At 44.2% G+C, this 18,863-nt stretch carries 18 protein-coding genes and 1 pseudogene; 10 read left to right on the forward strand and 9 right to left on the reverse strand.

The window, feature by feature from the left end; translation table 11 throughout:
* Window positions 1-432: 432 nt before the first annotated feature.
* Complete coding sequence (locus tag R7093_RS01965) at window positions 433-2,457, reverse strand: recombinase family protein (protein WP_318111949.1); 2,025 nt, start codon at window positions 2,455-2,457, stop codon at window positions 433-435.
* A complete protein-coding gene (locus tag R7093_RS01970) occupies window positions 2,441-2,668 on the reverse strand; it encodes a DUF3820 family protein (RefSeq protein ID WP_029812086.1) in 228 nt (75 codons plus the stop codon). The genes R7093_RS01965 and R7093_RS01970 overlap by 17 nt, the downstream gene beginning before the upstream one ends.
* A gap of 143 nt (window positions 2,669-2,811) precedes the next feature.
* Between R7093_RS01970 and R7093_RS01975 the strand changes: the two genes are divergently transcribed.
* Window positions 2,812-3,120 (forward strand): cysteine-rich CWC family protein, encoded by a 309-nt coding sequence (locus R7093_RS01975; protein ID WP_080276966.1) that lies wholly within the window; start codon window positions 2,812-2,814, stop codon window positions 3,118-3,120.
* A gap of 38 nt (window positions 3,121-3,158) precedes the next feature.
* Here the strand turns inward: R7093_RS01975 and R7093_RS01980 are convergent, their stop codons facing one another.
* The gene (locus tag R7093_RS01980) at window positions 3,159-3,503 is read right to left on the reverse strand and encodes a HopJ type III effector protein (RefSeq protein ID WP_047101574.1); all 345 of its coding nucleotides are present in this window, start codon (window positions 3,501-3,503) and stop codon (window positions 3,159-3,161) included.
* A gap of 199 nt (window positions 3,504-3,702) precedes the next feature.
* On the opposite strand from R7093_RS01980, the gene R7093_RS01985 reads away from it, so the two are divergent.
* A complete protein-coding gene (locus R7093_RS01985; protein ID WP_318146477.1) occupies window positions 3,703-5,472 on the forward strand; it encodes a choice-of-anchor I family protein in 1,770 nt (589 codons plus the stop codon).
* Between the two features lie 71 nt (window positions 5,473-5,543).
* On the opposite strand, the gene R7093_RS01990 is transcribed toward R7093_RS01985, so the two are convergent.
* Entirely contained in the window at window positions 5,544-5,882 is a 339-nt protein-coding gene (locus R7093_RS01990; protein WP_262634900.1) for a 4a-hydroxytetrahydrobiopterin dehydratase, read from the reverse strand.
* Entirely contained in the window at window positions 5,872-6,666 is a 795-nt protein-coding gene (phhA, locus tag R7093_RS01995) for a phenylalanine 4-monooxygenase (RefSeq protein WP_047101577.1), read from the reverse strand. Before phhA ends, R7093_RS01990 begins: the two co-directional genes overlap by 11 nt.
* Window positions 6,667-6,888: 222 nt before the next feature.
* Here phhA and R7093_RS02000 point away from each other — a divergent pair, with 222 nt between their 5' ends.
* Entirely contained in the window at window positions 6,889-8,862 is a 1,974-nt protein-coding gene (locus R7093_RS02000; RefSeq protein ID WP_047101579.1) for an acetoacetate--CoA ligase, read from the forward strand.
* Window positions 8,863-9,010: 148 nt separating this feature from the next.
* Here the strand turns inward: R7093_RS02000 and R7093_RS02005 are convergent, their stop codons facing one another.
* Entirely contained in the window at window positions 9,011-9,586 is a 576-nt protein-coding gene (locus R7093_RS02005) for a class I SAM-dependent DNA methyltransferase (RefSeq protein WP_017821100.1), read from the reverse strand.
* Window positions 9,587-9,757: 171 nt separating this feature from the next.
* Here R7093_RS02005 and R7093_RS02010 point away from each other — a divergent pair, with 171 nt between their 5' ends.
* Together R7093_RS02010 and R7093_RS02015 are read left to right on the forward strand one after the other, a co-directional pair.
* Complete coding sequence (locus R7093_RS02010) at window positions 9,758-10,636, forward strand: LysR family transcriptional regulator (RefSeq protein ID WP_005375568.1); 879 nt, start codon at window positions 9,758-9,760, stop codon at window positions 10,634-10,636.
* A gap of 176 nt (window positions 10,637-10,812) precedes the next feature.
* Complete coding sequence (locus tag R7093_RS02015; RefSeq protein ID WP_047101581.1) at window positions 10,813-11,706, forward strand: cation diffusion facilitator family transporter; 894 nt, start codon at window positions 10,813-10,815, stop codon at window positions 11,704-11,706.
* Between the two features lie 151 nt (window positions 11,707-11,857).
* On the opposite strand, the gene yddG is transcribed toward R7093_RS02015, so the two are convergent.
* The gene (yddG, locus tag R7093_RS02020; RefSeq protein ID WP_318146478.1) at window positions 11,858-12,760 is read right to left on the reverse strand and encodes an aromatic amino acid DMT transporter YddG; all 903 of its coding nucleotides are present in this window, start codon (window positions 12,758-12,760) and stop codon (window positions 11,858-11,860) included.
* 129 nt (window positions 12,761-12,889) lie between these two features.
* Here yddG and R7093_RS02025 point away from each other — a divergent pair, with 129 nt between their 5' ends.
* The 4 genes and pseudogenes from R7093_RS02025 (at window position 12,890) to R7093_RS02040 (ending at window position 16,406) form a co-directional block, all read left to right on the forward strand.
* The gene (locus tag R7093_RS02025) at window positions 12,890-13,036 is read left to right on the forward strand and encodes a hypothetical protein (protein ID WP_005453721.1); all 147 of its coding nucleotides are present in this window, start codon (window positions 12,890-12,892) and stop codon (window positions 13,034-13,036) included.
* A gap of 12 nt (window positions 13,037-13,048) precedes the next feature.
* Complete coding sequence (gene elbB, locus R7093_RS02030) at window positions 13,049-13,699, forward strand: isoprenoid biosynthesis glyoxalase ElbB (RefSeq protein WP_318146479.1); 651 nt, start codon at window positions 13,049-13,051, stop codon at window positions 13,697-13,699.
* Window positions 13,700-14,032: 333 nt separating this feature from the next.
* Window positions 14,033-15,181 (forward strand): L-threonine dehydrogenase, encoded by a 1,149-nt coding sequence (gene yiaY, locus R7093_RS02035; protein WP_005442614.1) that lies wholly within the window; start codon window positions 14,033-14,035, stop codon window positions 15,179-15,181.
* A 149-nt stretch (window positions 15,182-15,330) separates the two neighbouring features.
* Window positions 15,331-16,406: pseudogene (locus R7093_RS02040) on the forward strand (PQQ-dependent sugar dehydrogenase).
* Window positions 16,407-16,433: 27 nt separating this feature from the next.
* Here the strand turns inward: R7093_RS02040 and R7093_RS02045 are convergent.
* Window positions 16,434-17,429 carry a S66 peptidase family protein gene (locus tag R7093_RS02045; RefSeq protein ID WP_054702028.1) on the reverse strand — a complete coding sequence of 332 codons (996 nt, stop codon included), beginning with the start codon at window positions 17,427-17,429 and terminating at the stop codon, window positions 16,434-16,436.
* Between the two features lie 124 nt (window positions 17,430-17,553).
* Here R7093_RS02045 and R7093_RS02050 point away from each other — a divergent pair, with 124 nt between their 5' ends.
* On the forward strand, window positions 17,554-18,168 hold the full coding sequence (locus R7093_RS02050) for an HAD family hydrolase (protein WP_005388252.1): 615 nt from the start codon (window positions 17,554-17,556) through the stop codon (window positions 18,166-18,168).
* A 108-nt stretch (window positions 18,169-18,276) separates the two neighbouring features.
* Here the strand turns inward: R7093_RS02050 and R7093_RS02055 are convergent, their stop codons facing one another.
* A complete protein-coding gene (locus tag R7093_RS02055; protein WP_005388254.1) occupies window positions 18,277-18,756 on the reverse strand; it encodes a Dps family protein in 480 nt (159 codons plus the stop codon).
* Window positions 18,757-18,863 lie beyond the last annotated feature (107 nt).

Below are 18,863 nucleotides of genomic sequence, written 5' to 3' on the forward strand. Positions count from 1 at the left end.
ACCATCGTTCAGGTGCTGGATGTACCTATAATCACCAGTGTTTAGTGATAGCGATCCTAAAATCACCATAGTTCAGGGTCTGGATGTCCTATAACCAGCCTTTGGCGATGAGCGATCCTAAAATCACCATAGTTGAGGTGCTGGATGTCCTACAATCACCAGCCTTAGGTGGTGAGCGATCCTAAAAACACCATAGTTCAGGTGCTGGCTCTACTTATAATCACCAGTGTTTAGCGGTTGCGATCCCAAAATCACCATAGTTCAGGTGCTAGATGTACCTATAATCACCAATGTTTAACAGTAGCGCTCCCATAATCGCCATAGTTAACGGGCTGCAATCTCAGAATCTCCAGCGAACTCTCGTCGAAAGAGTCATGGGTATTACATTTAATACTCCGTCGTACCATGCCCTTTAATAGAATAAGAATCTCACTAAGACATCAAAAAATCGCGTGCTAAGTAAAGCTCTTGGTCGAAAAGATTATCTCGCAAGGTATCATAAAAAGCATAACTTTCTACGAAGTTAAACCCTCGGGCTAAATCACGAAACTTCAACAATGGGTAATCATTCGTATACTCCCCTTCCGCCCATAGATGGCTATACATTAAAGAAATATAATTTTGAGACGTTGATTTTTCAGTATGAATACCTCCAAAATCAAACTGCAATGCCTCTGGTTCTAGAAACACGCCCTCATCCAGCGGAACCCAATAGGTTTTCCCACACTCTAAAGTTCGTTGACTCCATTGGTACTGCCCTTTGCTCGGATACAGACACTTCGTTAGGTCTAGTTTGTGAAGTTTCGTCAAAATATCTGACAAAAGCTGATCACCATCTTCTACTTTGATAAGGTTTTTGCTGCAATACATATACACGAATGGCAGATAAAGCCCTTTGCCACCACTTTCAGTCTTTGTGTACTCGTAGGGCAACATCGCAAGCCTTCGCTTTTGACCATTTTTGAAGTGCCAAGTGATATCGACGCAGTTGGCAAACTTAGTCTTGGCATCACTGCAAGGTTCAAACATACGATTCAGAGTAATTGAAGAAATAAAACGATAGAGGTTATTGCGAATTGCCAACCTTTCTGGGTGTAAGTAGTCTTTTCGAACATCATCGGTAAAAATATCAGGTAAGCTTGCTAACTCATCTGCACTTAAAATCACATCAGCGCTGTTAAGGGCATCCAGTCTAGCTTCAAGCTCGTCAATTTTGTTTTCACTATCTCCAATAAGGTCTAAAATCGCGTTCGATCTTTTTGATTTAAAACGAGCTACAAGTTCATCTAGTACTTCTCGTTCTTCTACCAACTCTGTTTCAATTTTTATTTTTTCATTTTCTACAAATGTATTATTAGCCTTATCAGATTCTGCAAGGTAAGCATCCTTACATATTTCCAACGTCAAAAGATCCAGCATGTTTACATTATATACTTCCCTATCATGCTCTCCTTTCATCGCCAAATTACACACGTAGTTAACTCTATTATCACCCTTATCGACGAACACCATCGCCCCGCCGCAAATACCGCACCGAGCAATACCTTTTAGCAATGGTATTTTGCCACTGCTTGTATTCCTTCCTCGTTTTTCGGATTTACACATTTTAAGCTTACGGAATGTGGCTTCATCAATTATGGGAGGATAGTAATTTTCAAAAACATGACTGACACCTTCTATATGAAAGTTTTTTTCCCCAATCAATGAACGATTAGCCCATAACTGACTGATAGCAGTATAATCCCATGTATTCGATTGTTTTACAGTACCCTTTGTTCGTGTTTGCTTGTACTCGAAATTAGCATCAAGGTACTGTTTAATTTTTAAGTCCCCGTAACCCGCAAGTTTCATTTCAACCGCTTTTTTCACACCTTCGGCATTGATATTAAGTGTATTTGTAGGTTGATCTATCCAGAATGGTGAGCGTCCAAGTGCTCCTTGTGGCTTACCTGTATCTTTCCAACGCTTTAAAGCGATCTTCTGTGCAGCAATTATACGCTTCGATTTAGTTTCAGATTCCTCATTTGCTCTCTGCATCGTAATTAACGAACCAATAAGATCTGCGGTCTGATTTTGGCTCTCTGAATCAAACATTTTGCAATCAATATGTGTATAAACACGTACGCCACGATTAATAATGCTAAGAAATTGCTCCATAGCAACGTTAACCGTTTCTCTTGAGAGGCGGTCTAGGGAGAAGACAACAAGGATACTGCCAGACGCTATTTCACCACTTTCAATTCGAGATAAAACAACTCCAAATGCACCATCCTTGTGTTTACCATGATATGCACTTAACCCCTGATCGACGAAATTCTCATCATGAATAGGAAGGTTATGCTCTTGCGACAGGTTTTCGAGGACGCTCCTCTGCTGCTGGGTTTCTAATCCCACACCTTTTGTTTGTTTAGTGGTGCTGACACGAGCGTAATTATAGATTTTAGGGGTAGTTCTCATACTTAAGGGGCTTCACTACAGAATCTAAGCCCTCAACCTTGAGAGCTAAACATAGCTGCATTAAATCACCCAACTCTCCCGAAGGAAACTGTTTTTTATTGGCAAACCACAGTAAGTATTCTTCAGGCAGGTCGATCAACACTCGCCCTGCATATTTCCCAAATGGCATTTGCATTCTAGCGAGTTTAATGAGGTTTTCTTTTTCTAACATAAGTGACAGAGAGTTAAGGTAACTCGTCCAAGGGTAACACTGGTTCTCCCTCCTCACCAGCAAATCGCAGTCACGTTTATTTTGGCGGCCGTGACTCGCTTTGTGCTAGAGTACGCGGCATAAAAAATGAGAACGATAAAGCAATGAAGTCACCTTGTCGAGCAGCATGTAAAAATAACGCCGGAATATGCTCTGGTTGTCACCGAACGATGGATGAAATCATCCAATGGAAAGACAAAACCGATCTCCAACGAGATGCGATTATCGAACAAATCGCAGGAGAAGATTCAACACACAGTTGTCCTGAATGCGGGACTCAAGCCCATTGTGATATCGCCGCAGGCAAAGAGACATGCTGGTGCTTTACTATTGAAACCCGTGATTTACCCAAGCCAAGCGCCAACCAGCTGTGTTTGTGCCGAAAATGTCTAGAAAAAAAGCCAGTCGCGTAATACGACTGGCTTACTGATCATCGTTTTCTGACTGGTGTTTATTTAGCGGTTAAAGCGGACGCTTCAAACTTAATGCCTTCCCACCCTGTCACCATAAAATTACGAATATTCTGGTGATCGCTGTTCTCTGGATGCTGCAATACATCTTCACGATAAAAACGGCCAAAGCAGGCTAGCGTCGCTTCTTTGCCTAGGTTGTTTAGCAAACCGAAAGCGAAGATCTTACACGAACCGTTGTTCTCGCCTGCATTGTTTTGTGTCTCACCATTTACAAAAGCGGTTGGCTCAAACGTATAGTTATCTTCGATCACCGCCATCGTTGCTTCAAATTCGACCTGCTCTGGTGAAGCTGCCAATAAATCTAAAAACGATTTTAATTCCATTATTCCTCTATCCCTACTTCATCATTTTGATGACATATTAGTTTCATAAAAAGCCAATATAAGAGTCATCAATCATACATATATTCAGAGCCTTACCAAATCACACGTCATTCAGCGCTCTATCATTCCAGTTGCGGAAATGGACAGCAGCATAAAACCCATGCTGATTGACAACCTATCGGATTGATAAGGAGATATCATGATCACCCCTTTAAAGGCAATCGGTGCACTCGCATTGTCATCACTTGCCATCGCGTGTTCATCACAACCCGAAGATACCGTGGCTTCATTCGCTACACAATGCAAACCTACCACTGCGCCCGTTACTGGGGAAACGTCAATTCAAGGGTTAACGTTTATCGGGACATCCGTTGCTGATGCTCCATTCGACACATCGGCAGCTGAAATCGTGAGTTATGACGCCTGTACAGATAAGCTCTATGTGGTTAATGCTCAAGCAAAACGTATCGATGTACTTTCTATGGATGACAACGGCGTACCAACGCAAAGCGCATTCATTGATCTCAACAGCGCTGGCGAAGCAGCGGGCATTGAAATTGGCGCAGCAAACAGTGTCGCTGCATTCAATGGTTTGGTAGCAGTTGCGATTGAAAACAGTAATAAACAAGCGAATGGTATTGTTGGCTTGTACCGCTCCGGCGATTTGTCATTAGTCACGACTTTCCCAACAGGCGCATTGCCAGACATGGTTGGCTTCTCAAAAGATGGCCGATACATCGCAACCGCTAATGAAGGAGAACCAAACAGCGATTACAGCATTGACCCTGAAGGTAGTATCACTTTGATCGATCTGAGCCTTGGTGTTACTCAAGCAGAAGTAACACAAATTGGCTTTAACGAATTTGATGGTTCACGAAAAGCAGAGCTCCCAATGAATGTGCGTATTTCGGGGCCAAACGCCACCATCGCACAAGATCTAGAGCCTGAATACCTCACTTTTGCAGATAACGGTAAAATCTATGTCGCGCTACAAGAAAATAACGCCATGGCAATCGTCAATCCAGAGAGCAAATCGGTAGAAAAAATTGTTGGCTTAGGTGAGAAGTCTTGGTCGGGCGCTAAACTCGATGCATCCAACAAAGACAAAATCATTGGGAACTTGAAAAGCTACCCACAACTGGTTGGCTTATTTATGCCTGACACTATCGACAGCTACTCAGTGAATGGGAGTACTTACATCGTATCTGCAAATGAAGGCGACGGGCGTGAGTACGGATTCAAAACCACTCAAGAACTGTGCGACAAAGCTGGCTTTATGTGGGATGAAGACGATTACCTTGGTACAGATGAATACACATCTGAGCAAGGGAGCTGTTTAAGCCATATTGATGAAGTGCGCGGTAAGAAGCTGAAAGTAGCAGCAGAACACCCATTGGCAGAGGCACTAAAAGACAACAAACAACTCGCGCGTTTAAAAGTGATTAAGCCGGAACAAACGCTTTCTGCACAAGAGAATGTTCAATCATTTGGCGCGCGTTCATTCTCGATTTGGGATGAAAACGGCAAGTTGGTCTTCGATCGTGGTGACGATTTCGCGACTATCGCGCTGCTGAATGAAGGCAAGAACTTCAACAGCACCAACGATAACAATAATAGTGGCGATGACCGAAGTGATGATAAAGGTATTGAGCCAGAGGCGATTGAAGTAGCACAAATTAACGGTCGTCATTACGCGTTTATCGGCTTGGAGCGTCAAGGCGGTATCATGATTTATGACATCACAGACCCGAAACAAGCGCAGTTTATGCATTACGTAAACCGCCGTGATTACAATCAGCCAGTATGTACAGAAGTCGAAGATGGCGAATGCATGAACGATACATACAGTCCAAAAGCAGGCGATTTAGGTCCAGAATCCATTAATCACTTTACCCGTAATGGTGGTCATTTTATCGCCGTTGGCAATGAGGTATCGGGCACGACATCCGTCTTCCGAATCAATCTATAAAGTAATGTAAAAGTCATTTAGAACCAAAACGCCCGACGTAAGCCGGGCGTTTTTTTGTATGAGGTAATGTCCTACTCTGCCGATGCTAGCGCGTCACACTTTGATGCGCAGATAAAATCGTTTTTATGCAGACCTTTGATAGAGTGACTCCACCACGTTACGGTAACCTTACCCCATTCCAACAAAATAGAAGGATGGTGGAACTCATCTTCTGCCAGTTCCGCGATTTTGTTACAGAAAGCCCATGCTTGTTTGAAGTTCTTAAATTTATACACCTTTTCTAGTTGAGGTATGTCTTCTTTTTCAATGATCTGCCAATCAGACAATTGCAGCAGCAGAGATTGTTGTTCTTCTTTGCTTAGTGCAATGGCATCGATACTACAAGCTTCGCATTTTTGTTCATTCAACATGAGCAGGTTCCTTTGGTTCAAAAAGTGGAGGAAGCAGTCCAGCTTCAATCGCTAGATCGGCTTGTTTCAATAAATTCAACTGACTGATTTTAAAAAGCTGAGAAAAGTCATCAATCACGTAGTACTTCGGTTGCATGATGTCGATACGATAAGGCGTTCTCAGCACAGTTTGTAATTCAAATGGGTCGCGAATTGCTGCATCACTCTCTAATGCGTAGAGGGTTTCGCCAGGAGATGAAAGAATACCACCACCGTAAATTTTGGTTTTGTCCCCTTCTTTCACCAAGCCAAACTCTACGGTAAACCAGTAGAGGCGAGCGAGATAGGCTCTTTGTTTTGGGGTAGCGGCTTGCCCTAGTTGACCATAATGTTCGGTAAATGCAGCAAAATCTGGGTTGGTTAACATCGCACAATGACCAAATATTTCATGGAAGAAATCCGGCTCTTGCAAGTAATCGAACTCTTCTCTGGTACGCAAGAATGTGGCGACGGGAAAGCGCTTATTACCGAGTAGATTAAAAAATCGGTCGAAGTCAATAAGCGCAGGAACGGGCTCCACTTGCCAACCTGTTGTCTCCATCAGGACACGATTAATTTCTGGCAATTGAGGAACGCGGTCTTGAGGTAAATCAAGCAGCGTTAAACCGTGTAAATAAGCCTTACAAGCTCTGTTTTGGATCACACCCATTTGTCGTGTTACCAAATCTCGCCAAATGGCGTCTTCTTCACGGCTCCATTCAACCCTGCCTTCCTGGTTTACGGGTTTAGAACGATACTGGGTCATGGCTCATCTCCATTAACAAATCCTTTACATTAAGCCTATCTGTAGTCTTAAGAGCTTCCAATCCCTGCGCGATTTTCTCAGCATCATCCCGATGTAACATATTGTTTACAACTCATCGTAACTGCATGATTTTTATGACACGATATAATATCTGGCTTGTTTGACTTTATCGTGTATTCCTCTCAAACTAAAACCTGTTATCACTTTGTTATAGAGGGACCTATGCGCGAGAGCAGCAAAGTATGGCAACCGAGCGAAAGTCGTATCGAAGAAGCCAACATTACACAGTTTATTGAACACATTAATCGACAAGGAAATACCCTTGAAAGCTTCGCTGATCTGCATCAATGGTCACTCGATCATGTAGAAAAATTTTGGCAGGAAGTTTGGCTATTCTGCGACGTCATTGGCACTCAGGGAGAGACCATAAAAGAGCGAGCAGAAAGTCGCTGGCAGCAACCTGTTGAAAATAGGGATATAAAATGGTTCCCAAACGCGCAAATTAACTACGCCGAAAATTTGCTAACCTACGCGTGTCACCAACCCGATGATCTCGCGATTTGGTTTGAAAATGAACGTGAAGAAAAACAGACCTACACCTGGAAACAATTGTGCGAAGAAGTTTCGAGTGTGCAGCAATGGTTGAAAGAATGTGGAATTAAGCAAGGTGATGTCGTCGCTGGTTATTTACCTCACCTACCTCAAACGGTAATAGCTATGCTAGCAACCACCAGTTTAGGGGCGACCTGGACTTCCACCTCACCTGATTTTGGCGTCGAAAGCGTTTTGGAGCGCTTTGGTCAAGTGAAACCCAAAATCCTGTTTACTTGTGATGGCTATACATTCAATGGCAAAACTTTCGATATGTCTAAGAAAAACCAGCATATTGCGGATCATCTTGATGGTCTTAAACAAGTTTGCCAAATTAGCTACCTTAAACCACACATTTTTGAATGCGATGTCTGCACCCAAGATTGGCAAAATGTCCTGAATCAATACACCCCCGAAGCGCTGACTTTTACTCGTGTGAATTTTAACGATCCGCTATTTGTGCTCTATTCTTCAGGCACAACAGGCAAACCGAAATGCATCGTTCATTCCGTCGGCGGAACGGTGCTTAATCACTTGAAAGAGCATCAACTGCATTGCGATATCCAACCGAACGACCGAGTGTTTTATTACACGACCTGCGGTTGGATGATGTGGAACTGGCACGTTTCTTCACTCGCGAGCGGTGCATGTTTGGTGATTTTTGATGGTAGCCCTGTTTACCCCACTCATAATGTGCTCTGGGACCTCGCAGAACGAGCCGAAGTGACGCTGTTTGGAACCTCAGCAAAATACCTAGAGGCGCTGGAAAAAGCACCTTTTTCTCCGCAGAAAAGTGATGCATTTCCAAGTCTGAAAACCATTTGCTCAACGGGCTCTGTTCTGTATCCAGAACAGTTTGATTATGTCTATCAGCGCATTAAAGAAGATGTACACCTCGCCTCGATTTCTGGCGGAACAGACATTTGTGGCTGCTTTGTATTGGGCAACCCTATTTCTCCCGTTTATCGGGGAGAGTGCCAATCAGCAGGGTTAGGGGTCGATGTCCGAGTCTTTAACCCACAAGGTAATAGCGTAATGGGAGCGCGCGGTGAGTTGGTTTGTGCCAATTCATTACCCAACTTCCCTGCTGGCTTTTGGAACGACACCGGTGAGAGATATCATCGTGCTTATTGGGATAAATTCGACAATATTTGGCACCACGGCGATGATGTTGAACAGACCCGCGTTGGGGGATACGTATTTTATGGTCGAAGTGATACCACGTTGAATCCTGGTGGCGTAAGAATCGGCACGGCCGAAATCTATCAGCAAGTGAACTGTATAGACGGTATTCTAGATTCGATCGCAGTAGGAAAAGAAGTCGATCGCAACGAACAAATATGGCTGTTTGTCCAATTAGTCAAAGGGGTAGAGCTCAATGACGAGATGATCGCTTCCATCAAAGCACAGCTAAAGTCTGCATGTTCTCCAAGGCATGTACCTAGTGCAATTTACGCAATAAGCGATATACCTAAGACACGCTCAGGAAAGCTGGTCGAGTTAGCCGTTAAGCAAATCGTTAACAACCGAAGCGTCGAAAATTTAGGCGCAATAGCCAACCCTGAAGTGCTGGAGGAGATACGCAGGATAGTCGTCTCAAAATAACCTCCGAAGACTTAGTTGTTCGAGTATGTCCTTGCCTGCACCACGACGCTCGTTTAGAGCAAGTGAAGTTACATATACCCTCAGCAGATAAGAAAAAAGCGAGCTTGTTAGCTCGCTTTTGTCATTTTTTGTTCTTTATTCAGCGGTATTAGCGACGACCAAGCCCCATTAATACCGACATTGTTTTACCATCAGATGTAATGTCAAAAACGTGTTGCGATTCAACTTCAGTAAAGCCTGCTTCTTTCAGTGCACGCTCAGACTTCGCAAGGGTAAAACCGTCTTGTTCACATTCTGCAATCCAATCAAAATGAACAAAATAGCCGCCGTGGTTAAGTAGAGAATGCGAGATCGTTAATGACGCGTCTAAGTCTTCCACAAACGCTAAAACTGATGATGCAACCACCAAGTCGAACTGTCCACGAAACGCCGGATGCTGAGCGACCAAGCCGCGAGATAATGCATCTACCACAGGTTCTACGTTGACGAGCTCTTTTTTATCGAGTTCCTCAATCATGGCTTCCGATGCGTCTAATGCTACGATGTCTTTAACCATCGGTGACAATCGTTGACTTAACTGCCCTGTTCCGCATCCAAAATCTAGTACTTTAATGCCATCAAGCTGAGTTAGCTGTTGTAACTGCTCAAACACCGACTGCGCAAATTGCTCTGTTGCTGGATTTGATTCCCAGTTTTTTGCTAAGCCGTCCCAATCTTGTGCCATCGTGGCCTCCATGTTCACTTTTTGTAACCCACATAGATTACCGCAAAACCGTTAAAAGACCATAGACTTATCTGGCGGATTCGCGTTTTTTTCGATAATCTTTCATGGCTTTGGGAGCGCCTCTGCATAATACCCAAATTATTTGAATTCATTTATTGGTTGTGTCAAATCATGAACTTAACTCAAGTAGAAGCCTTCTGCACCATCGCTGAGTGTGGTTCTGTTTCTGAAGCGGCAAGGCAACTCGACTGCAATCGCACCAAACTCAGTATGTCGATTAAGGCATTAGAGAAAGATCTCGACGTTGAATTGTTTAACCGAACTGGCAACCAGCTCACCCTCTCTGAAGCTGGGAAAGCCATTTACAAAGATTGCGAACACCTACTTATCATCGCACAACGGGTCAGAAAGACCTGCGCTCAAATCTCGGAAGGGTTTAACGCGGAAGTTTGGGTAGCACGTGACGACTCCTTACCTGATGATCTCTGGCAAGAATTATCTCATACATTGAATAACCGCTTTCCTTCAACAACCTTCAACTTAATCTTGGCATCCAGTGGCGACTTAGCCAACTTGGTCAGTACCCACCAAGTAGATTTTGCTTTCGGCGTTGATTATGAGCGAGTAGACGATCCTCGTATCGTATATAACCCTTTAGGTAAGATACGTATGATGTCAGTATGCAGTGTAGAACACCGCCTAAGTAAGATGCGCCGTGTCTCAGACGAAGATCTACGTAGTCAGATGCAAGCACTAATGGTGTACCTAAATGAGAAAGACAACCCTGAACTGCAACCTTTCTCGACTCGATATATTGGTTTTTCGAGTTTTGACTACATGCTGAACACCATCTTAGAAGAAGACGCTTGGGGCGTGCTTCCTGAACCATTAATCCGCCATTACCTTCGTCAGCAGAAGCTCGCCGTTATCAAACACACATACGGATTGACGCAAGAAGACTACTGTATGTTTTCACCTAACGGCCATACTGAGCATCCAGCAATGACGTGGTTAGCAGATAAATTGAGCGAGTATTTATTTGACTTCTAAACATTTTATCAGTGAGCGTCAATTTTACTGACACCAAAAAATCACAGTAAGCCATTGTTTTATAAGAACATAAATAAAAACGCAATTTTTTAGATTAGTTACTGGTCACTTTGTGGTTGCCTAAATTACCTTATGAGCGAAGAATAGTAAGGTATTAAAATTCAAAGGCATCTTTTATGTGTGACAGGACAAGCAAAAACGAAAACCGTATTCTAACCATTTCAGCCCTTTTGGCATCTGGGTTCGCTGCTGGTGGTATGGTACTTGGCTTGCTTGTAGGCTCAATTGTCATCGTTTTTGACGGTGTTTACTCTTTAATCAGCTTACTGTTAACTTTATTGTCACTGGCCGCTTCTTACTATATTAACAAGCCTTCAAAATCTGTATTCCCATTTGGAAAAGCGGTCTTAGAACCAATCGTTATTGCGATAAAAGCAGCCGTCATTTTAGTGGTTGTAAGCTTCTCTCTCTACTCTGCGATATCAGCATTGATGTCTGGAGGTCGCGAGGTCGATGCTTCTATTGCGACCTTATTCGGCATCGTGAATGTTATTGGCTGTGGTTACGCTTGGTGGTTTATGGCGAAACGCAGCCGCCGCTTCTCATCAGGCTTGATTGAAGCGGAGAAAAAACAGTGGCAAATGGATACTCTGCTAAGTGTGGCGGTGACCGTAGGATTTATCTCGGCTTGGGCTGTTTCACTAACGCCATTCTCTGAGTATGCGGTATATGCCGACCCCATGATGATGGTTTTAATGGGCTTTTACTTCCTCAAAGTACCGTTCGATATGCTAGTAGGTGCCTTACGTGAACTACTAATGATGACACCAAGCAAAGAGCTGTGTCAGAGCGTTGGCAAAGATGTTCTTGAGATTGAAAAAGTGACTGAGCATCAATTGAAACTGGCTGGCGTAACGAAGGTGGGCCAAGAGCTACGAGTAAATGTGGACGTACATATTGATGACGACACATTGGAGCTTGATACACTAGAGCACACTCGTAAGCAGCTTATCAAGCGACTGTCGAAGCACAGATTCAAGCTTCAACTACACTTGAACGTCGCTTATTAGAGCGCCACCAAAGAGCCGTTAAAACTCCATAAAAAGCTCCCAATCTCGGGAGCTTTTTTAATTTTTTCGATTTAGTTGCTTCGTATTCGAATACAGCTCGCAAGGGAGATCTGTTCGTTGCTCACTTAAATTCTCTGATCTCGTTGGTAACTTACCCAGCCGCTTCGCGCTTCTCTTTGGTGACTAACCAACACATCAGCGAGCCCACCGTTACCATCACAACGCCCTGCCAAAAGCTGTGGCTTAAAGTGACGCCTAGAATAATAGAAGAAAACAGAGCAGAGAAAATCGGCGTAAAGTAAGACAAGGTTGCGAGAAACACCATATTGCCGCCAACAATCGCGATATTCCACAACCCGTAACCACCAGCCATTAAAGCTGCAGAAGCCACTAAGTACCCCATCGCTTCCCAACTGAATGCCATTGGCGGCTCATCAGTAAAGGCGTATTTGATCCACAAAGAGATGGCTGTCGCGATAAAGAACAAAGTAATCGCGTTGTGCTTCGATTGTTGTCTTTGAGTCAGATTGCAATACACGGCCCAGATGACTGCGCCTGCAAATGCCATGAAGTAAACAATCGGATTGCTGCTGATGTTCGCCATTAACTGCGTCGGTGATAAACCGCTATCACCACTGACCGTCCAAGCGACGCCAATGAATGCCAACATAACTGCCGGGTACAGTAGCCAGTTCGGCTTTTTGTTACTGCCCAATACCGCAAACAACACAGTTAGTGCTGGCCATAGATAATTGACGATGGAAACTTCAATCGCTTGAGAACGAGAATTGGAGTAGCCCAATGCCAGCGCGAGGAAAATCTCGTAGCAAACAAACATCGCCCCACCGAGAACTAAATACTTGGACGAGAAATACGACAGTTTTGGGATGCCAACCACAATCAACAGAAAAATGGAGCTCAGAGAATACAGCATGGCTGATCCGCCCACGGGCCCTAAACTTTCTGTCACCAATCTAGCGATGCCTAGCAAACAGCTCCAAGAGAGAATGGCGATACAACCATAAAGGGTGAAACGAAACTGATAGGATTGCATGTTATCTATGTGACCTACTGCTCATGAATGCCAAAGGAAACTGCAGCTTAACTCAAAAATGATCCGCTTCAACGTACTCTTTTTCCAAAATCGGTATAAAAACCACTCTATTAAGCGGTTGGAGTCGATATGAAACATTTTCTGCCTTCGAGTGTCATGCTGACACCGTTTGTTGTGCGCTACTATGAGGAAGACGACGAAAGTGAAAACGTTGAAACACATTCGGAAACGCATGGTCTAGATAGTGAAGAACAATCTAAGGAACGTTCAGAGTAAAGGAATCCAATCATGAAAAAAGTCGCAGTCATTTTAAGTGGTTCAGGCGTTTACGACGGTTCTGAGATCCACGAAGCCGTATTAGCGCTCTACGCCATCGAAAAAGCAGGTGCAACTTGGCACTGCTTTGCACCTAACATTGACCAACTCCACGTCATCAATCACCTAACTGGTGACGAAATGGATGAAACACGCAATGTCTTGATCGAATCAGCTCGTATCGCTCGCGGTAACATTGACGATGTCGCCAAACTTAACGTTGACGAATACGATGCCCTACTGCTTCCAGGTGGATTTGGTGCTGCGAAAAACTTAACCGACTTCGCCGTTTCAGGTGCAGAGTGCTCCATTAACACACACGTAGCTCAAGCTTGTCGCGCGTTTGCTAATGCGAAAAAACCAGCTGGCTATCTGTGTATTTCTCCTGTCATTATTCCGATGATTTATGAGCAAGGCGTGAAAGGAACGGTAGGCAACGATGAGGCAGTCTCAATAGCATTTAATCAAATGGGCGGTGAACACACCATGTGCCCTGTCGAAGACATCGTTTTTGATGAAAAACACCTCGTACTTTCAACCCCTGCTTACATGTTGGCAGAGAATATCTCTCAAGCGGCTTCAGGTATCGAAAAGTTAGTATCAAAGCTGATTAAAATAGCTTAATTATTAGTAGTTATCTTATAAAACACTTCTCTATCCCCATTGATAATTAAGTTATTAATGGGAATTTTTTATACTTTAGTCGAATTTAGAGATATATCCGCGTCAGAAGTCAATTTCTGCCAATCGTTTGCGTCCATAGTTTCATATTTGTTCTACTTTATATCAGTGTTGCACTTATACGCAGTGCAACAAGATCACTGTCACAGTTTTTCTCTTGCAAGTACCTCTAAGTAGGTAAACTTGCTTCAGATCAACTTCAATCTGGAAACGAATGTGCGACAGTAAATGGCAAATTAAGAAAGATTATTAAAAATAACGACGGAGCTATCCAATATGACAAGTGCATTTTTTATCCCTACGGTAAACCTAATGGGCGCTGGTTGTTTGAAAGACGCAGCAGACAGCATCCAATCTCAAGGCTTTAAAAAAGGTTTGATTGTTACGGATAAGATTCTTAACCAAATCGGTGTAGTAAAGCAGGTTCAAGATCTACTAACAGAACGCGACGTAGCAACTGTTGTGTTCGATGGCACTCAACCAAACCCTACTATCAGCAACGTTAACGACGGCTTGGCACTTCTTACAGATAACGAATGTGACTTCGTTATCTCTCTAGGTGGCGGTTCACCACACGACTGTGCGAAAGGTATCGCGCTTGTTGCTTCTAACGGCGGCAAAATCGCAGATTACGAAGGCGTAGACCAATCTGCAAAACCAATGATGCCACTTATCGCGATCAACACGACTGCGGGTACTGCATCTGAAATGACGCGTTTCTGCATCATCACTGACGAAGAGCGTCACATCAAGATGGCTATCGTTGATAAGCACACAACACCGCTTATCTCTGTAAACGATCCAGAGCTAATGCTAGCTAAACCTGCTTCGCTAACTGCGGCAACAGGTATGGATGCCCTAACTCACGCGATTGAAGCTTACGTATCTATCGCGGCAACACCAATCACTGATGCGGTAGCAATCAAAGCGATTGAGCTTATCCAAGCTTACCTACGCACAGCCGTGAAAAACGGTGAAGATCTAGAAGCTCGTGAACAAATGGCATATGCACAGTTCATGGCGGGTATGGCGTTCAACAACGCGTCTCTAGGTTACGTACACGCAATGGCACACCAACTAGGTGGTTTCTACGACCTTCCACACGGTGTTTGTAACGCGATTCTTCTACCTCACGTACAGCGCTACAACGCGCAAGTATGTCCTGAGCGTCTACGTGATGTAGCGAAAGCAATGGGCGTAAACGTAGAAGGCATGTCTGCTGAAGCAGGTGCAGCGGCAGCAATCGACGCTATCGTTACTCTAGCGAAAGATGTGGGTATCCCAGCAGGTATTAAAGAGCTTGGTGCGAAACTAGAAGACATCCCAACACTAGCAGACAACGCACTGAAAGACGCTTGTGGTTTCACTAACCCTAAACAAGCAACTCACGAAGAAATCTCTAAGATCTTCGAAGAAGCGATGTAATCTCGCTACATAAACAATTCTCTAGCCTTAATTCAATCCCCGATCTCGTATCGGGGATTTTTTACATTCTTATACAATCCATGCTCTGCAAAACGTTCTCTTTTAGTGTTAGCTTTTAAACATTAATACGATTCATATTGGAAGGAACCATGAGAACGATTGCTGCTGCCCTACTCGCTTGTTTATCCTTTTCTGCCAACGCTGCCGAATACCGCGCTAACGAAGTGGCGAATGGATTTCAGATCCCTTGGGGGATCGAGTTCTTAGTAGCCAACGCGTTATCGTCAATGAAAAGAACGGTACGGTTTCGTTGCTAGATATCACCACAGGCAAACCTCAAAAGCTGTTTAACGTCCCCGATGTGAATACCAGTGGACAAGCGGGCTTATTGGATGTCGCGCTCGCACCGAATGCCGATACGCAAACCCCGCAACTCTTCTTTACCTACAGCAAGCGCACGAGCAAAGGCAATACGGTGGCGTTAGCGACGGCGCAATTGCAAAACAATCAGCTTGTAGGTTGGAAAGATCTCTTTGTTGCTGATGCCATCACCGACACGGGCCGCCACTACGGCAGTCGAATTTCATTTGTAGACGACAAAGTTTACTTCTCAATCGGTGACCGTGGTGAACGTGATAATGGGCAAGACACTCAAACCCATGCTGGCAGTATTCTGCGCCTTAACCTTGATGGTTCGGTTCCACAAGACAACCCATTCAAACCTTCCGAAGCTCGTCCTGAGATATGGAGTTACGGGCACCGCAACCCACAAGGTATGTTTTACGACGAAACAACAAAACAGCTGTGGTCGATTGAACATGGGCCGCGCGGCGGCGATGAAATTAATCTAATCAAGAAAGGTGCGAACTACGGCTGGGCGCAAGTCTCTCATGGTAAAGAATATTGGGGACCATTAGACGTCGGCGAAGCTAAGTCGTTACCGGGAATGGAAGATCCAAAGCTGGTATACATCCCTTCTATCGCACCCAGCAATATGATTTTATACCGTGGCGATCAGTACCCTGAGTTGGACGGAAAAATCCTCGCCGGTGCATTGAAACTGGCGCACATCAACGTAGTTTCTATTGAGAATGGCAAGCTCACCGAATCAAAAAGATTGATGGAAAATCTTGGTGAGCGAGTAAGAGATATAACCATCAGCCCCGATGGCTATATCTATTTTTCTACCGACAGCGGCAAAATCTTTCGTCTTGAGGAGAAATAGTTTTCTCTGACGAACGAGTCAAAAAAGCTAGCTCTTTAAACTCACTGCCACCGTTTCATTGTCAAAGTCGAGCGTCATGGTCGAGCCCAATGGAACGGTAAGCATTGGGTGGGTATGACAGCTATCAAAGTCATACAAAATTGGCAGTGGTTGACCGTTAAGTACTTCTAATAACACGTCTATAGGTGCACGACCTGTGCCTTTATCGTTAAACTTTTCATGCTTGCCAAGAACAACTGCACTGACTTTTTCAAACACACCGGATAGTTTGAGCAGCGCAAAAGAACGTTCGACCGTTTCAATGCCCTGCAAACAATCTTCCACTAGCAAAATATCGCCTTGTTCGATACTCGGCATAAACTTACTTGCCCAAATACCCGTCATGGTATTGAGGTTGCCACCAATCAAACGCCCTGTGATCTTGCCTTCACCTTTGAAGTGCCACTGGTTTTGCAAGGTTTGCTTTGCGCGGTCTTGCTCGCCCCACTCTATCCATTCATCTGTCCACCCTAGTGGCATTGTGTATTGATGATCCAAGCCGACTAATGTATTCACTATCGATTCGAACGAAGCGAAGGTCTCGTCCACCAATGGCGGGAATTCACCCAGAGATGCCACCAAAGCTGGACCATAGAAAGTAACGATGCCAGTTTGTGCGTAAATGCCCATGAGTAGAGCCGTCACATCCGAATAGCCAACAATGATCTTGGGATCCTTCTTCAATGCCTCGTAATCAATGTAAGGTAGCAATGAGTTACTGTTGTTACCGCCAATGGTCGACATAATACAGCGCACTTCGGGATCACGAATCAGCGCATTCAATTCTTCTACTCGCTCTTGAATTGAACCCGAGCGATATTGGTCAGTTTTGCCCGTTAAGCTGCCTGCTTTTAGCTGGTAACCATGAGATTCCACGTACGCTTTGGCACGCTCAAAACGCGCTGGTGCAAATACCGTGGCTGGGGAGGATGGCGAGAAAAAGCCGATGGTGTCGCCTTTTTGTAATGGTTTAGGAATGATCATGCGCGTCCTTGTTTTGTGATACATGGTTGATTTATTTTCGTACAATCTAAGCAGAAGAATCTAAACTTAACAATAACCTTTTGTTTTTTAAAACGATAGTTCGGTTAAGTTGTACGAGGTCATTATGATTCCATTCCCTTTACAGCTCGATAAAATTAAAGCCGTGGTGTTTGATTTAGACAACACCTTGGTGAGTTCTGATATGAACTTCGGCGAATTGCGACAACAGCTAGGTTGTCCGCAGAGTGAAGATCTATTGGATTTTGTCGACGCACTTGAGCACCCTCATCATCGAGAGCACGCTCATAACGTGATATTTGATTACGAGATTTCTGATGCTGAGCAGTCTGCTCCAATGATTGGCTGCCATGAGTTGCTCGCCCACTTGCATCAAAATGAAATCAAAACCGCTATCGTGACGCGCAACTGCCAAATCGCCACGCAGCGCAAACTAGAGCACAACCAAATCTCTGTGGAGCGAGTCATCACTCGTGAATGCTTCCCGCCCAAGCCAGACCCGTTGTCTTTGCAGGTGTTGGCGAAAGAGTGGCGTTTGATGCCTGATGAAGTGCTTTATGTCGGCGATTACCTTTACGACTTGCAGGCAGCGTATAACGCGCAGATGCCCTCTTGCCTTGTTCATCACGGTAATCAAGAAACCTTCAATGATTCAGCCTCATTGGCGCTTAATGAACTCAGTGATTTATTGAGCCGTTTCGAATCCTTACCACGCAAATAAAGCACACATATAAAATACGCAAACAAAAAAAGGGGCACCAACGTGCCCCTTATGACTTATTCCCGATTGTTTCATGCGTTCCCAAGGATTACTTGGGTGATGCGCCACTTAGCCTTGTAGGTAAGCGTTAAGCATCCACATTAATTTTTCTTGCTCACGGATGTAGTCACCCATCAATGCCGCTGTACCTTCGTCATCTGCTTCACCCGCGTTTTGTAGAATCTCACGCTGTTTTAGAAGTAGAACGCTAAAACCTTGAACCAGACCTTGTACACACTCCTCACCAGAAGTCGCGTTTTGATGTTCTTTAATTTCACTTGCTTCCAAGTAGTTGCTGAATGCATGCGCTGGCGTATGACCCAAAGTTAGAATACGCTCTGCAAGCTCATCGATTTTTGTTTGTAGATCAGTATAGATTTCTTCAAATTTTACGTGCAGTTCGAAGAATTGCGCACCTTTAATGTTCCAGTGGTAACCGCGAGAGTTCATGTACAACACTTGGTAATGCGCCAGCAGTTGATTTAGCTGTTGAGCTAGTTGTGCTGATTGTTCGCTGTCTAGACCAATTAGGCTTACTTGTTTGTTCATAATCTTGCTCCTAGAAGGATGATACCAATCGTAGTAACGAACGATTCTCTTACCGGGATTGGTATAAAGTTTAAAAATTCTTTTGCAGTATTTGCTGCCGATGGAGT

The sequence above is a fragment of the Vibrio sp. 1580 genome (assembly GCF_033340055.1).

Coding starts and splice junctions, on each gene's coding strand:
- R7093_RS01970 (WP_029812086.1), bottom strand. CDS start 2,668: ATGTTAGAAAAAGAAAACCTCATTAAACTCGCTAGAATGCAAATGCCA.
- R7093_RS02055 (WP_005388254.1), bottom strand. CDS start 18,756: ATGAACAAACAAGTAAGCCTAATTGGTCTAGACAGCGAACAATCAGCA.
- R7093_RS02050 (WP_005388252.1), top strand. CDS start 17,554: ATGATTCCATTCCCTTTACAGCTCGATAAAATTAAAGCCGTGGTGTTT.
- elbB (WP_318146479.1), top strand. CDS start 13,049: ATGAAAAAAGTCGCAGTCATTTTAAGTGGTTCAGGCGTTTACGACGGT.
- yiaY (WP_005442614.1), top strand. CDS start 14,033: ATGACAAGTGCATTTTTTATCCCTACGGTAAACCTAATGGGCGCTGGT.
- R7093_RS01965 (WP_318111949.1), bottom strand. CDS start 2,457: ATGAGAACTACCCCTAAAATCTATAATTACGCTCGTGTCAGCACCACT.
- R7093_RS02005 (WP_017821100.1), bottom strand. CDS start 9,586: ATGGCACAAGATTGGGACGGCTTAGCAAAAAACTGGGAATCAAATCCA.
- R7093_RS02015 (WP_047101581.1), top strand. CDS start 10,813: ATGTGTGACAGGACAAGCAAAAACGAAAACCGTATTCTAACCATTTCA.
- R7093_RS02025 (WP_005453721.1), top strand. CDS start 12,890: ATGAAACATTTTCTGCCTTCGAGTGTCATGCTGACACCGTTTGTTGTG.
- R7093_RS01980 (WP_047101574.1), bottom strand. CDS start 3,503: ATGGAATTAAAATCGTTTTTAGATTTATTGGCAGCTTCACCAGAGCAG.
- R7093_RS02045 (WP_054702028.1), bottom strand. CDS start 17,429: ATGATCATTCCTAAACCATTACAAAAAGGCGACACCATCGGCTTTTTC.
- R7093_RS02000 (WP_047101579.1), top strand. CDS start 6,889: ATGCGCGAGAGCAGCAAAGTATGGCAACCGAGCGAAAGTCGTATCGAA.
- R7093_RS01975 (WP_080276966.1), top strand. CDS start 2,812: ATGAAGTCACCTTGTCGAGCAGCATGTAAAAATAACGCCGGAATATGC.
- R7093_RS01990 (WP_262634900.1), bottom strand. CDS start 5,882: ATGTTGAATGAACAAAAATGCGAAGCTTGTAGTATCGATGCCATTGCA.
- phhA (WP_047101577.1), bottom strand. CDS start 6,666: ATGACCCAGTATCGTTCTAAACCCGTAAACCAGGAAGGCAGGGTTGAA.
- R7093_RS01985 (WP_318146477.1), top strand. CDS start 3,703: ATGATCACCCCTTTAAAGGCAATCGGTGCACTCGCATTGTCATCACTT.
- R7093_RS02010 (WP_005375568.1), top strand. CDS start 9,758: ATGAACTTAACTCAAGTAGAAGCCTTCTGCACCATCGCTGAGTGTGGT.
- yddG (WP_318146478.1), bottom strand. CDS start 12,760: ATGCAATCCTATCAGTTTCGTTTCACCCTTTATGGTTGTATCGCCATT.